This window comes from Halobacteriovorax sp. RT-1-1 (assembly GCF_047085455.1).
GTDB lineage: Bacteria > Bdellovibrionota > Bacteriovoracia > Bacteriovoracales > Bacteriovoracaceae > Halobacteriovorax_A.
The window spans coordinates 150158-163371 of the sequence record NZ_JBKIXZ010000002.1 but is presented as its reverse complement, the minus strand read 5'-3'; the positions used below and the strand labels follow the sequence as shown (position 1 = coordinate 163371).

The 13214-nt window shown below is 36.3% G+C and carries 10 protein-coding genes; 5 read left to right on the top strand and 5 right to left on the bottom strand.

Translation table 11 applies throughout. The features are described from left to right. Nucleotides 1-16: 16 nt before the first annotated feature. The 3 genes from ACMAWV_RS11050 to ACMAWV_RS11040 all read right to left on the bottom strand — a co-directional run bounded on the left by ACMAWV_RS11050 (nt 17) and on the right by ACMAWV_RS11040 (nt 3170). The gene (locus ACMAWV_RS11050; RefSeq protein ID WP_103217745.1) at nt 17-2068 is read right to left on the bottom strand and encodes a DUF4105 domain-containing protein; all 2052 of its coding nucleotides are present in this window, start codon (nt 2066-2068) and stop codon (nt 17-19) included. Nucleotides 2069-2201: 133 nt separating this feature from the next. Then, on the bottom strand, nt 2202-2486 hold the full coding sequence (locus ACMAWV_RS11045; protein WP_412470372.1) for a hypothetical protein: 285 nt from the start codon (nt 2484-2486) through the stop codon (nt 2202-2204). 75 nt (nt 2487-2561) lie between these two features. Beyond that, complete coding sequence (locus tag ACMAWV_RS11040; RefSeq protein ID WP_103217743.1) at nt 2562-3170, bottom strand: TetR/AcrR family transcriptional regulator; 609 nt, start codon at nt 3168-3170, stop codon at nt 2562-2564. A 267-nt stretch (nt 3171-3437) separates the two neighbouring features. Here ACMAWV_RS11040 and ACMAWV_RS11035 point away from each other — a divergent pair, with 267 nt between their 5' ends. The 3 genes from ACMAWV_RS11035 (at nt 3438) to ACMAWV_RS11025 (ending at nt 7034) form a co-directional block, all read left to right on the top strand. Beyond that, nucleotides 3438-4091 (top strand): lysophospholipid acyltransferase family protein, encoded by a 654-nt coding sequence (locus tag ACMAWV_RS11035; protein ID WP_103217742.1) that lies wholly within the window; start codon nt 3438-3440, stop codon nt 4089-4091. Between the two features lie 154 nt (nt 4092-4245). Then, on the top strand, nt 4246-5952 hold the full coding sequence (locus ACMAWV_RS11030; RefSeq protein ID WP_412470373.1) for an ABC transporter ATP-binding protein: 1707 nt from the start codon (nt 4246-4248) through the stop codon (nt 5950-5952). Between the two features lie 107 nt (nt 5953-6059). Continuing rightward, entirely contained in the window at nt 6060-7034 is a 975-nt protein-coding gene (locus tag ACMAWV_RS11025; protein ID WP_103217740.1) for a YheT family hydrolase, read from the top strand. Between the two features lie 29 nt (nt 7035-7063). Here the strand turns inward: ACMAWV_RS11025 and ACMAWV_RS11020 are convergent, their stop codons facing one another. Together ACMAWV_RS11020 and ACMAWV_RS11015 are read right to left on the bottom strand one after the other, a co-directional pair. Further along, nucleotides 7064-8209: a trypsin-like serine peptidase gene (locus tag ACMAWV_RS11020; RefSeq protein ID WP_103217739.1), complete on the bottom strand. Its 1146-nt coding sequence runs from the start codon at nt 8207-8209 to the stop codon at nt 7064-7066. Between the two features lie 191 nt (nt 8210-8400). Next, nucleotides 8401-9330, bottom strand: a complete 930-nt coding sequence (locus tag ACMAWV_RS11015; protein ID WP_412470374.1) for a LysR substrate-binding domain-containing protein — start codon at nt 9328-9330, stop codon at nt 8401-8403. A 66-nt stretch (nt 9331-9396) separates the two neighbouring features. Between ACMAWV_RS11015 and ACMAWV_RS11010 the strand changes: the two genes are divergently transcribed. Then, nucleotides 9397-10806: a sodium:solute symporter family protein gene (locus tag ACMAWV_RS11010; protein WP_103217737.1), complete on the top strand. Its 1410-nt coding sequence runs from the start codon at nt 9397-9399 to the stop codon at nt 10804-10806. A 61-nt stretch (nt 10807-10867) separates the two neighbouring features. Beyond that, nucleotides 10868-13207: an NADP-dependent malic enzyme gene (locus ACMAWV_RS11005; protein ID WP_103217736.1), complete on the top strand. Its 2340-nt coding sequence runs from the start codon at nt 10868-10870 to the stop codon at nt 13205-13207. Nucleotides 13208-13214 lie beyond the last annotated feature (7 nt).

Genomic DNA, 13214 nt, shown 5'->3' with positions numbered 1-13214 from the left:
TTTTTGTTTTTGTTTGTTATTTATATGCTTTCATTGAAATAATTCTTGCTTGATCACGAATATTTCTAATTAGATCTAGTAATCTTGCTAAATCTTGAACTTCTTTTTCATAGTTACTTTTTACGTCTTCTAGTAGCTGATTTTCGATCTTCTCTAGCTCTGCGCTTTTCACATTATGTCTATCAAAGTCAGAGTCTCTTAAGACTAATGGAATTCCGTAGCTTGAGTCATTGGCCTTTACACGGCTAGACTTTCTCATTTCATTCCACTCTTTAATTCTTAGACCAAGCGGTGTTTCTTCTTCCATATTCTTATCCAGGAAGTTCCCAACCTCTTCATCAATTGAAGATTGTTTAATTTTAAAGATTGCACCTGTTAGGATTGAAAGATCATTAAGTTTTCTTTCCACATCAACTGTTTCGCTAAGTTCATTTAATTCTTCAAATTTAGAAAACAGACGATCAACATCAAATTCTTCTAAAATATCTTTAATAAATTTTTCTCTTTTTACTTCTTTGTATTTATGATCACGGCCACCACCTACACGACGTCTTCTAACAGTGTAGTCTGATTCTTCAACTCCAAATAAAGATGTTTTTACTTCTTTTAAAAGTTCAATATCACTTGGGAAGAACATTCCTTGCTTTTGGGCTTTTTGTGTATCTTCTAAATCCTCTTCCTTAGAGAATTCACTTTCAGTAAATTTATCTAGCAGAGAATAAGGAAGGATTACTCTCTCATAGGCAAATTCATTATTTGGTAGAGCTGATTGAAAAAGCTCATTAGACTCTGAAGCACAGTTATTAGTGATAAACTTATAGTCACCTTCATATTCCCAATAAACCTCTAACACTTTATTGATGAAGTCTGTTTTTTGTTCTTCAGATAAATAGATTGGTTGGCTAATAAGATCCCTTAACTCTCCTCCGTTATACTCATTAATAACCTCAGGGAAAGAAAGCATGAATAGAACTGAGTCGTATCCACCAAGAACACCTTTTAACATGTCACTTTTGATATCTGTAACATTGGCACGGTAAGAAAGAACAACATGATAAAGCTTGTCTTTTAAACACTTCTCATCAACCTTCTTTCTAAAAGGTGCACAAAGAACAATACGATACATTGAGTGACCAAATCCTGAGATCATTGAGTCACCTTTTGAAGCAAGTAAATAATCGATTCGGTAAACACGACTTGGATCGATATCTCTAGTAACTTTTAAGTCATCTAAAACGATTTCAGAAAAGATCTTGCAATCGTAATTAGGAAACGGAATATGATTTAATAGCTCACTATAGAACTTGTAATAAGACGGTCTTCTACACTTGTACTCTTTATCCATTAGGAAAAATTCAAAATTTACAGCGTTATGCTCTTTTAAATTTTCAAATTCATAAGCGTCGACAGATCTTTTAGACGATAAGTTTTTCGTTTTCTTAGAAAAGAATCCTTTTTTCCAGTTTGCAAGTTTGTAAAATGAAAATAGGCCACTAATAGAGTTTCTATTCGTATCTTGGGATAGAATTGCTCGACACTCATCACTTACATGATTACGATCTTCTTTTTCATCACGACAAATTTTTGCTTTTTTCTTATGTTCTTTTGTTCTAACTTTTTTAAGATCATAAAGGTGGGCCAATTCATGCAAGATTGTAGCTTGTGCTTTTCTTACATAATTCTTATGACCACAGTTAAACTGCTCAACACTCTCGTCACCGTTAATAATCTCTTTTATAAAGAGTGAAGAGATATTGATTTCATCGCGATCAAAGTAGCTTACACTTCCGTATTTTACTGGAACTGATTCGTTACAACGATCCTTTGGAAAACTTCTAATATTTTTATTCTCTTTAAAATCAGAGAAAGTAATTTCAATTTTCTCACCAATAGCTTCTCTTACTGATGTAGGAATCTTTTCATCAACTTGTGCGATAAATACTTCAAGAGTTTTTGTAAATTCTTTTGGAACGCTGTCTTTATTAAGCTTTAGGATTTGCCCACTATAAGCAAAAGTCACCCCTGTTAATAAAGTAGTCAGTAAACTCTTAAAGATTAGGTCTCGCATAATATTCCTTAAACAGTTGTACAAAGTTTGTTCAGCAATAAAGTCAGTAGAAGGCTGAAACTCCGTTCAATTTCTTTTATTTGAAATATTATGTTGCAATAGGGGTGCCAATTTAGAATTGGTTCATAGAAATCTAGTAAAGGCGTATCTTATCACTATTTAAAGAGCCTAACTCTTCTCCACAAATATTTGTAGGTGCCTGACCTTGTGGACCGAGAGGAACTGTCTCTAAGAGTGTTCCTTCAATATCCCTCTCATCGGTATGGCCACGACACTCAATTGCACTAGAAGTATAGGAGATAACCTTATACTGATAGATACTTGCCGGAGCTCTTAGCGGAGAATCCACTCCCTCATCAAGGCATGACAGTAAGAGAATGATAAAGAATATGATTGAGAATATTTTTTTAAAGGGCATATCCTACTTTTCGGAGAGCTTCTAGGACGAGGAGACTTAATTAAAGTAAAAAAGGGAGCCGTAGCTCCCTTACTATTAATTTGAATTTAGGCCACCTAATAGATGGCGAGAAGTGAAGCGAATGTAATCAATACTCTCTTCAGCTCCAAATGAAGATGTGTAGGCGTGAAAGCTAGATAAGAAGTGATGCCAAAGCATTCTTCTAAAGCCTTCTTCCTCTTCTGTGCGAATAATAATTCCAGCACTTCTAAACAACGGTTGTACCCATCCCCAATAAAGATCAACAATCTGTGGGGTCAACCTAGCGGCGACTGAGTCATTATCGGCCATATTCTTTGTATTGTACGCAAGAGATAAAAATTCATCAGCGATATTTTTGTGAATCATTAATTCTTGAAAAATCGCCTTGTAATTATTTGCAAGATTATCAGCGTTTGATTCATTCTCTTCAACGCGGAAAGGCTTGTTCGTAATTGCAGAATTCAAATTTTCTCTAAATAGACTGAAGATGACATCCTCTTTCGACTTAAAGTAATTATAGTAAGTTCCAATCCCCAATCCACACACTTGGGCCAATTCTCGCATTCCTACTTCATCGACCCCTTTTTGAGTAAATAATTCCATTGAGTTTTTTAGAATCATTTCTCTCGTTCTCTGTTTCTTGATTTCTCGTAAACCTGCCATAACACCTCCTTCATGGTCAGCGTAGAACAAGTAGCTCCCGAGCTAATTGGTCGAGAACTCTTTCTAATTTGATCATAGTCGATTCATGGATGACGCTCATCTTAATTAAGTTAAAAGATGGTAATTCGTAGGTAAAAATTTAGTCAACTGATCTTCATCATTGCCCATTATATGTACTTTTTGAGAGATTATTGACTAATTTATAAACACCGATTTTTTTTAAATTGCTTAATTTACGAAGAATCTTAATTTTGAGATAATGATTAAATGTCTATATTATTAAAATTAGTTCCTACATTAGTTTCTTGGTACCTAAGATTTGTTAAGTTCACATCAAAAATTGTTGTTTTAAATCCTGAGAACTTAGATCTGGCAAAACAAATGGGAAATCATGGAAATTACGCCCTGGCCGTATGGCATGAGCATTACCCGACTTCAGTTTTAACAGAACTTGATACGGGACTAATTACAATGGCATCTCAATCAAAAGATGGAAGCCTAGCTGCAGACACAATTGCAAAATTAGGATTTAGTCCAACTCGTGGAAGTTCATCACGTGGAGGAGCAAAAGCACTACAATCAATGATCGAACAAATAAATGAGAGCAGACTTAATTCTGCTATTACAGTCGATGGACCGCGCGGGCCAAGCTATGTCCCAAAAAAAGGCATCCTCGTTGTAAGTCATGAATGTGAAACACCTGTACTTTGCATTCAATCTATTTCCACTCGCCGCTTTTGCATCAGTAAGAGCTGGGATAAAACAAAAATTCCTAAACCTTTTGGACGTATCTACGTCGCTTACGGTCAGCCTTTTCAAGTAGAAAGTCTAAATAATGATGATTTAAAAGCTTATAGCGAGCAGATTGTCACAACGCAACAAGGTCTTACAGAGCAAATTCGTAAGTATGTAGAATACTAAGCTATTGAAATCATGTAAATTGTCGAGATTTTTTGATGAATTAAGTCGTGAAATAATGTGTCGTTAGTGGTACAAATTTAAGTTACTATTAAGATTTCAAAAAGATTTTATTATAATCAAGAATTGATCAATATTGTTTAAAAAGTGAGATGCTATGGCAGAGAATATGCTGGAAATTAAAAACCTTACAGTTGAATTTCAAACAGAAGATGAAAGAGTTAAGGCCGTAAAAAGCTTAAACCTAAGTATTCCAAGAGGAAAAACTGTTGGGCTTGTTGGTGAATCTGGTTCAGGTAAGTCAGTAACATCTTTAGCAATTATGGGACTTATTCCTAACCCTCCAGGAAGAATCAGTGAAGGTGAAATTCTTTTTAATGGTGAAGACTTAACTAAGGCTTCTAATGAAAGAATGAGACAACTTCGTGGTAATAAGATTGCAATGATCTTCCAAGAGCCAATGACTTCTCTAAACCCTGTATTCACAACAGGTAATCAAATTGATGAAGTTCTTATGCTTCACCAAGGAATGACTAAAGAGGAAGCTCGTAAGAGAACAATCGAATTATATGAAGAAGTAGGTATTCCTTCTCCTAAAGAATCAGTAGATAAATATCCACACCAAATGTCAGGTGGTCAAAAGCAGCGTGTAATGATTGCGATGGCAATGGCATGTGAGCCTGAACTTCTAATTTGTGACGAGCCGACAACTGCTCTTGACGTTACAATCCAAAAGCAAGTTCTTGAACTAATGTTTGATCTTCAAAGAAGACACAACATGAGTATGCTATTCATCACGCACGATTTAGCAGTAATTGCTGATATCGCTGATGAAGTTGCGGTTATGTTTAGAGGTGACCTAGTTGAGCAAAATACAACAAAAGCACTTTTTGAAAATCCACAACACCCATATACAAAAGGACTTCTAGCTTGTCGTCCAAGTCTAGATGAAAACCCAGTTAGACTTTTAACTGTTGATGACTTCTTAAATGCAAAAGAAGATATTGATGTTTCAAGCCTTGAAATGAAAAAACCAAGAGCAATTAACGAAACAGATAATCCAGTTCTTCTAGAAGTTAAAAACTTCAACAAGCACTTCCCTATTAAAGGTGGTATTTTTGGTCGTACTGTTGACTGGTTTAAGGCTGTTGACGATGTAACGATTCAAGTTAGAAAAGGTCGTACTCTTGGTCTAGTTGGTGAATCTGGATGTGGTAAGACAACTCTTGGTCGTACAATCCTAAGACTACTTGAGCCAACTGCTGGTGAAGTTATTTATGACGGAATCAACGTTACTAATTTAAATAAAAAAGAAATGAGAGAGATGCGTGAGAGAATGCAAATCATTTTCCAAGATCCATACTCTTCTCTAAACCCACGTATGACTATTGGTGATATCGTAACAGAACCAATGGTAATTCACGGAATTGGTGGATCAAAGAAAGAAAGATATGCTGTAGCAGCTGATCTTCTTGAAAAAGTAGGACTTAAAGGTGATCACCTTAATCGTTACCCACATGAGTTCTCTGGTGGTCAACGTCAACGTATCTGTATTGCACGTGCCCTATCTCTTAAGCCAGAGTTTATCATCTGTGACGAGTCAGTATCTGCACTAGATGTATCGGTTCAAGCGCAAGTACTTAACCTACTTCAAGATCTTCAAGATGAACTAGGTCTAACTTATATCTTCATTTCACACGACTTATCTGTAGTTAAGTACATCTCGGATGAAATCGGTGTTATGAACAAAGGTAAGATTGTTGAGTACGGACCAGCACACGAGGTTTATCGTAACCCACAAGATGAGTATACAAAGAAGCTTCTAAGCGCTATTCCGAAAGGTGTTCCTAAAGAACTACTTTAATTAATTTTCTAAACTAATTTTTAGATAAATTCATAAGAAAGGAGGTCATTGACCTCCTTTTTTTATTTCCACTTTTTGCGTTATAATATTGAGATGGAGGAAGCGTAATGCCTGTCATCGAATCAAGATACACTTGTCATCAGTCTCTACAAAATGGTCATTTACAAACGATCATCCCATTCTTTATAAGAAGAACCCCTAGACATAAATTTGAGAAGCGAACACTGACAACTCCAGATGGAGACTTTCTACGCTACTATAGATCAACAACAAATTCTCCACTTGAAAACAAACATCTCATCATCATCTCCCACGGTTTAGAAGGAAATGGTCGAGACCGCTATATTGTGGACATGATGAAAAAATTCAATTCTCAAGGTTATGATGTCATTTCCTGGGATATGCGCTCGTGCGGTGGAGCACTAAATCGAACTAAAAAGTTTTACAATGCTCAAGACTATCACGACTTAAAATTTCTCGTCGATAATGTTTCTGACGAATATGAGCATGTCTCTTTAATGGGAATTAGTCTAGGTGGTGCAATTACTGCAAATTATCTAGGAAGACACCCCGAGGTTGTTAATCATAAGATTTATCGCGGCTTTATTCTTTCTTCACCAATGGACTTAAATGGTTGCTCAGTGAAATTAAAAACTGAAATTTCACGTCATATCTATCGTCATGTTTTTGTTTATTCCATGAGAAAGAAAGTGATCGAGAAGGCCAAGGTTATGGAACTTCCTGTTGATCTAGATAAGGTGAAAAGTATTAAACATATTGATGATTTTGATGAGTATGTTACGGCGCCTATCTATGGCTATCGTGACGGTAATCACTATAGAGAAGAAGCTTCACCAATTAGTCACTTGGAAAAAATTCGTGTCCCATTTTATATTCTTAACGCCTATGATGACCCATTCTTATCGGAAGAAAGTTATCCATATGAATTGGCCCAAAGGAAAAGTAATTTATACCTCGAAGTACCAAAAAATGGTGGTCACGTAGGGTTTATAAAATCTCCCTCTGAAAAATATTATTGGTATGAACATCGTATTTTAGATTTTTTGAAAATGAAGCTATAAGAAAGGCCTCCGATTGGAGGCCTTATTATTTATTTTTTAAATTCTACTTTGTATTGAGCCTTGGCCCCTTTATAACCGTAAACTTTGATATAGTAAGTATTTGAAGAGTTAACTTTTAGCCTTACTGCTTCATTGTCACTTGAAGATTCTTTACGAGATACAACTTTATAACTTGATCCCATTTTCTTTAAAACTTCAAAGTCTAGATCACCTTCACTATGAGAGAAAAAGATTTTAAAGTCTAATACTTCACCGGCCTTCATTTCTGCTTTGTAAAAATCAACATCTTCTTCGCTATCGATTTCAACATTTTGAGAGAAACTTGATCCTAACTCTGTTGCCGTTTCAGCAGTATTATTATCAGAGCTTGGTGTATCTGAAGAATCACTATCATCTTGATCTTGTGCTAAAACACTTGGGAAGTTTTCTAAGATGAAAGGAACAATTCGACTCATTGATACTGCACCATTGTAAACTCCGCGTCCTCCCCATCCGCCGTAACCAGCGTGGTGGATTGCATATACCTTGTCAGAGTCTGCGCTAAATACTGGTGAACCTGAAGATCCTCCCAATGTATCCGCATCGTATAGAACATCTCCTCTTAGGCCAACAACTTTCCCTTCAGAAACCTTCTTCGTCCAGTCACAATCATAGTCTGTGTAGTAATCACAATTTTGGTGGATAACATAAACACTATCACCTTCTACTGGCTCAGTTGTATCTAATTCAACCTTACCATATGTCTGTCCAGGAGTTCCCTCACACTTAACAAGTGCAAAATCTAGTTCCTCATCATTACCGATAAATTCACTACATTTGATTTCACCTTGGTTAGACTTTGAAACACCTTTTTCGTGTTTCATAAAAACTTTCATTCCTACAACATCAGCAGCACTAGTGATGCAGTGATGGTTTGTCATTAAAATATTGTCTGAGATTAAGAAACCAGTACAACGGCCAGTATTTGAAAATTGAATGTCAGCTACCGCTTTTGAATTCTTTCTAACTTCTGATGATTCATCAAAAGCAATTACTTCTTGCCAGTTAACATCACCAACGATGATTGAACCTGTCGAAACATCTGCGTTAGATGAAGCAGGAACACCTTGGCCACATGAAACTGTTAAGAATGTGGAAACAACTACTAATAAAAACATGGAACTTCTTACTGACATTACCCTCTCCTCCAATCTTCCTTATGGAATTCTTCAAGTCCTTTTGTGAACTTGTTGATTGAGTAATTTATAAGAAAATAAACATGATTTAAGAACCTAGGTGTCTTTTTTATAGGTCAATAATGCTTAAAGTTAAGCAAATGTAAGAAATGAATTAAAAATGACAAGAAATAGCGGTGCTAAAATGTCACCTAATCAATAGGAATTATTGAAACATCTGCATTCTTATAGCTTTTTAGCTCTTTAGGAATAACTTTTAGGATTAGTCCTTCAAGTGCATCAATAACCTTCTCTTTGTAGAAAATACGGCCATAAACTATTGAAACTTCGCGAGTTGGAACAGGTGGAGTGAATGAGCGGATCATTTTCTTACGAGTCCCAGTTAGATCTAACATATCCAGGTGTGGAATGATTGTATAACCGCTATCTTTGGCCACAAGGTTCTTAATTGTTTCAAGAGAACCACTTTCAAAGTGTTGAAAGCCTTTTACTTTCTGACAAAGATTTAGGACCTGGCCACGAAGACAGTGCCCTTCTTGTAAAAGCCATAGGCCATCTTTGTCGAGATCTGAGAATTCGAGCTGGTTCTTATGAAATAACTCGTGATCTTTTGCTATAAATCCATAGAGTGGTTCATAGAATAACACTCTTTCAATTAGCTGATTATTGTGAAGTGGAGTGACAAGAAGTCCTGCATCCAATTCATCGCGATCAAGTTTTTCGATGATCTCTTCAGTTGTTCTCTCTTCAATAATAAGGTCGACTTTTGGAAATTCTTTAACAAAGCGACTTAAGAAAAGTGGTACGAGGTACGGTGCGAGAGTTGGAATAACTCCAAGCTTGAATTCACCTTCTATACCTACGATTGGATCACTTGCAATATCTTTTAATTTTTTAAATTCTTTATTAACAACTCTTGCTTGTGCAATAAAAGTTTCACCTTCAATTGTTGGAACAATAGGATTCTTAGAGCGATCAAAAATAACAAAGCCCAAGCTATCTTCTAACTTTTGAATTTGCATACTCAATGTTGGTTGAGAAACATGACACTCTTCAGATGCTTTTCTGAAGTGACGGTGTTTATCGACTGCTAATACATATTCCAGTTGAGTTATTGTCATAACAAGAGTTCCTGAAGGTTGATTTATAATTTCTATACTATATCATACTTCATAATCGGAGACTATATGAAGAGCAGTATTGATTTATTTCAAAGTCTATCATCTTTAGACTTATTTATATTTTTTGCCATTTTAGGTTTAACATTAGCGAGTGTGATTTACGGCCAATATCGCATGAAAAAATCCACCGAAAAAGAGACCTTTCTTGATTTACTAATTATGGGAAGAAGACTTACTTTGCCACTTTTTGTCGCAACACTTGTTGCAACTTGGTATGGAGGAATTTTTGGTGTTACTGAAATCGCCTTTAATCAAGGTATCTACAATTTCATCACTCAGGGTGTTTTCTGGTATGTAGCCTATATTATTTTTGCATTTTTTCTAATCAAGAAAATTGAGCCTTACCGTGCTGTTACTTTACCAGATTTAGTTGGAAAGATGTTTGGGCCACGCTCTGCAAAGCTCACAGCAATCTTTAATTTCTTTAATGTACTCCCAATTGCTTATGGAATAAGTTTAGGGATTTTTCTTCAACTAATCTTTGGTGGAACTCTATTACTAAACACTTCCCTAGGAGTTGGTTTTGTTGTTCTCTACTCGATGTGGGGAGGATTGAGATCAGTTGTCTTCTCTGACTTAATTCAGTTCTTTGTCATGTGCCTTGCAGTAGCTTTTGTACTTGGTTTTTCATTTTTTGAATTTGGGGGACTCCCTTACCTAAAAGCAAATCTTCCTGAATCTTATTGGTCACTAACTGGAAAGAACTCACTTGCGACAACTTTTGTCTGGGGTTTTATTGCTCTATCAACTTTAGTTGATCCAAACTTTTATCAGCGATGTTTTTCGGCCACTAGTGGTGAAGTTTCAAAAAAAGGAATCTTGATCTCTACTGTCATTTGGTTTTGTTTTGATATTTGTACGACGTTTGGAGCGATGTATGCAAAAGCCGCCATTCCGGATGCACAGAGCTCACATGCTTACCTAACTTATGCAATTCAAATTCTTCCAGATGGATTAAAAGGATTTATGCTAGCAGGAATTCTTGCAACAATATTATCAACACTTGATTCATATCTATTCATTGCAGGAACAAACCTAGCTTATGACCTCGCTCCAAAGAAGTACAAGGGGCGTGTTTGGGTTCACCACTTTGGTGTTATTTTTGTTGCCGTTTTAACAGTGATTATGTCTGAATACTTTCAAGGTAATATAAAATCTGTTTGGAAGACCTTGGGATCTTTTTCTGCATCATGTCTACTGCTGCCGGTCATATATGGCTACCTATTTCCTAAGCAAATTAGTGATAACCAGTTTGTAACGGCTTGCTTGATAGGTGTCGTAACAACGGGCACGTGGCGTCATATACCAAAGCCAGGCTTTTATTCTAATATTGATGAGCTTTATATTGGTATTATTGCAACTAGTCTAACTCTGCTCATTTATCACCTAATTAGGGATAAAAAGCTAGTCGGATAAGGGCCAAAAAGTGTATCCTTTGTGCTTAATATCGTAGGATTTTAAGTTCAAAGGATTACATATGACTGACAATAAAAAAGTCACGGATAAGTCAAACGCTGACGCTCAAAAAATTGAAAAAGCACTTAATTACCACTCAATGGGTCGCCCTGGAAAAATCGAAGTTGTTGCAACAAAACCATGTTTAACAGCATCTGATTTAACAAAAGCATACTCTCCAGGTGTTGCTCATCCATGTCTTGAAATTGCTAAGAACCCTGATGATGTTTACAAGTACACAGCAAAAGGAAACCTAGTTGCTGTTGTATCAAACGGAACAGCAGTTCTTGGTCTAGGAAATATCGGTGCCGCTGCTGGTAAGCCAGTAATGGAAGGTAAAGGTATCCTTTTCAAGCGTTTCGCTGATATCGATGTTTTCGATATTGAAGTTGAAGAATCAACTGTTGAAGGAATGGTAAATGTTGTTAAGGCACTTGAGCCTACTTTTGGTGGTGTTAACCTTGAAGATATCAAAGCACCAGAGTGTTTTGAAATTGAAAAACAACTAATCGAAAAAATGGATATTCCAGTATTTCACGATGATCAACACGGTACTGCAATTATCGCAGCAGCTGGTTTTATCAACGCGCTAGAATTATCTAAGAAAAAAATTGATAAAGTAAAAGTAGTATTCTCTGGAGCTGGTGCTGCATCAATGGCATGTGCAAAGCTTTTCTTTCACCTTGGTGTTAAGCCAGAAAACCTACTTATGACAGACTCTCGCGGTGTAATTTATAAAGGCCGTGAAAGTGGAATGAACGAATACAAGGAAGAATTTGCAAATGAAACTGATGCAAGAACTCTAGGGGATGCAATGGTTGATGCCGATGTCTTCATTGGTTGTTCAGCAAAAGGTGTTTTAACGAAAGAAATGGTTAAAACAATGGCAAAAAGTCCAATCATCTTTGCAATGGCAAATCCTGATCCAGAAATTCTTCCAAGTGAAGTTGAAGAAGTTCGCGATGATGCAATTATGGCAACAGGACGCTCTGACTTCCCTAACCAAGTTAATAACGTTCTTGGTTTCCCTTCAATCTTTAGAGGAGCACTAGATGTACGTGCTCGTAAGATTAATGAAGAAATGAAGCTTGCAGCAGTTTACGCTCTTGCAGAACTTGCAAAAGAAGATGTTCCTGATGAAGTTAAACTTGCTTACCAAGGTGAAGATTTCAAATACGGAAAAAATTATATTATCCCTAAGCCATTTGATACTCGTGTACTTACGAGAGTTGCTCCAGCTGTTGCTAAAGCTGCAATGGATACAGGTGTTGCAAGAAGAGAGATTGCTGATCTTCACGAGTACTCTGAACACCTAGCTAGCCGTCTTTCGGCAAGTGGTGCTTTCATGAAAACTGTTCGTGATCGTCTAGCAGCTCATATTAAGCGCACTGGTGAAAAAGTTAGAATGGTATTTGCTGAAGGTATTAATACTCGTATCCTTAACGTAGTAAAAACACTTCTTGATGGAAATGCTATTGAGCCAATTCTTCTTGGTCACCCAGATGATATCAAAGCAAAAATTAAGTCTCTTGGTCTTGAAGAGTTCTTAGATGGAAAAGTTGAAATCATCCGTCCAAGAAAAGCTGATAACTTTAAAGAATTCTACAAAGAATACTGTGAAGCTAAGCAAAGAGAAGGTGTTTCACTTAATGCTGCTGAAGACTTAATGATTCAAGAAAACTTCTACGGTTCAATGATGGTTAAAAAAGGTCTTGCCGATACATTTATCGCTGGTCCATCTCTAAACTATAGCGACTGTCTTTCTCCAATTCTAAAAGTTATTGGATCAAAGCCAGGAACAAAAGCGGCAGGTGTTTTCATCCTAGTATTTAAAGACCGTGTTCTTTTCCTAGCAGATACAACAGTTCAACCGGACCCAACTGCAGAAGATTTAGTAGAGATTGCAAACTCAACTGCTGAGCTTTACAAGTCACTAATGAAGAGAGATCCAAGAATTGCTTTCTTAAGCTACTCTAACTTTGGAGACTCAAAGCTTCCGGATGCTAAGAAGATGAAACTTGCTACAAAAATGGCAAAAGAAAAATATCCAGAACTAAAGATCGAAGGTGAAATGCAAGCAGACGTTGCAGTTAACCACGGTATTATGAAAAATCTTTTCAACTTCAGTGAACTTGATAAGTCTGCAGATATTTTAATCTTCCCTGAACTAAACTCTGCAAACATTTCGTACAAGCTTCTTGCTCAATTAACAGAAGCATCTGCTATTGGACCAATCCTTGTACCAATGAATAAGACAGTTAATATCATTCAAAGAACTGCTTCTATTAAAGAGATCGTAGATTCTTGTCGTCTAACGGCATTAAGAGCTCTAGAAGAAAAAGTTAACAGAAACGATATTTAAGAGGAGT

What these genes read in the sequence shown, in the direction of transcription:
- ACMAWV_RS11050 (WP_103217745.1), bottom strand. Translation starts at nt 2,068, where the DNA reads ATGCGAGACCTAATCTTTAAGAGTTTACTGACTACTTTATTAACAGGG.
- ACMAWV_RS11045 (WP_412470372.1), bottom strand. Translation starts at nt 2,486, where the DNA reads ATGCCCTTTAAAAAAATATTCTCAATCATATTCTTTATCATTCTCTTA.
- ACMAWV_RS11040 (WP_103217743.1), bottom strand. Translation starts at nt 3,170, where the DNA reads ATGGCAGGTTTACGAGAAATCAAGAAACAGAGAACGAGAGAAATGATT.
- ACMAWV_RS11035 (WP_103217742.1), top strand. Translation starts at nt 3,438, where the DNA reads ATGTCTATATTATTAAAATTAGTTCCTACATTAGTTTCTTGGTACCTA.
- ACMAWV_RS11030 (WP_412470373.1), top strand. Translation starts at nt 4,246, where the DNA reads ATGGCAGAGAATATGCTGGAAATTAAAAACCTTACAGTTGAATTTCAA.
- ACMAWV_RS11025 (WP_103217740.1), top strand. Translation starts at nt 6,060, where the DNA reads ATGCCTGTCATCGAATCAAGATACACTTGTCATCAGTCTCTACAAAAT.
- ACMAWV_RS11020 (WP_103217739.1), bottom strand. Translation starts at nt 8,209, where the DNA reads ATGTCAGTAAGAAGTTCCATGTTTTTATTAGTAGTTGTTTCCACATTC.
- ACMAWV_RS11015 (WP_412470374.1), bottom strand. Translation starts at nt 9,330, where the DNA reads ATGACAATAACTCAACTGGAATATGTATTAGCAGTCGATAAACACCGT.
- ACMAWV_RS11010 (WP_103217737.1), top strand. Translation starts at nt 9,397, where the DNA reads ATGAAGAGCAGTATTGATTTATTTCAAAGTCTATCATCTTTAGACTTA.
- ACMAWV_RS11005 (WP_103217736.1), top strand. Translation starts at nt 10,868, where the DNA reads ATGACTGACAATAAAAAAGTCACGGATAAGTCAAACGCTGACGCTCAA.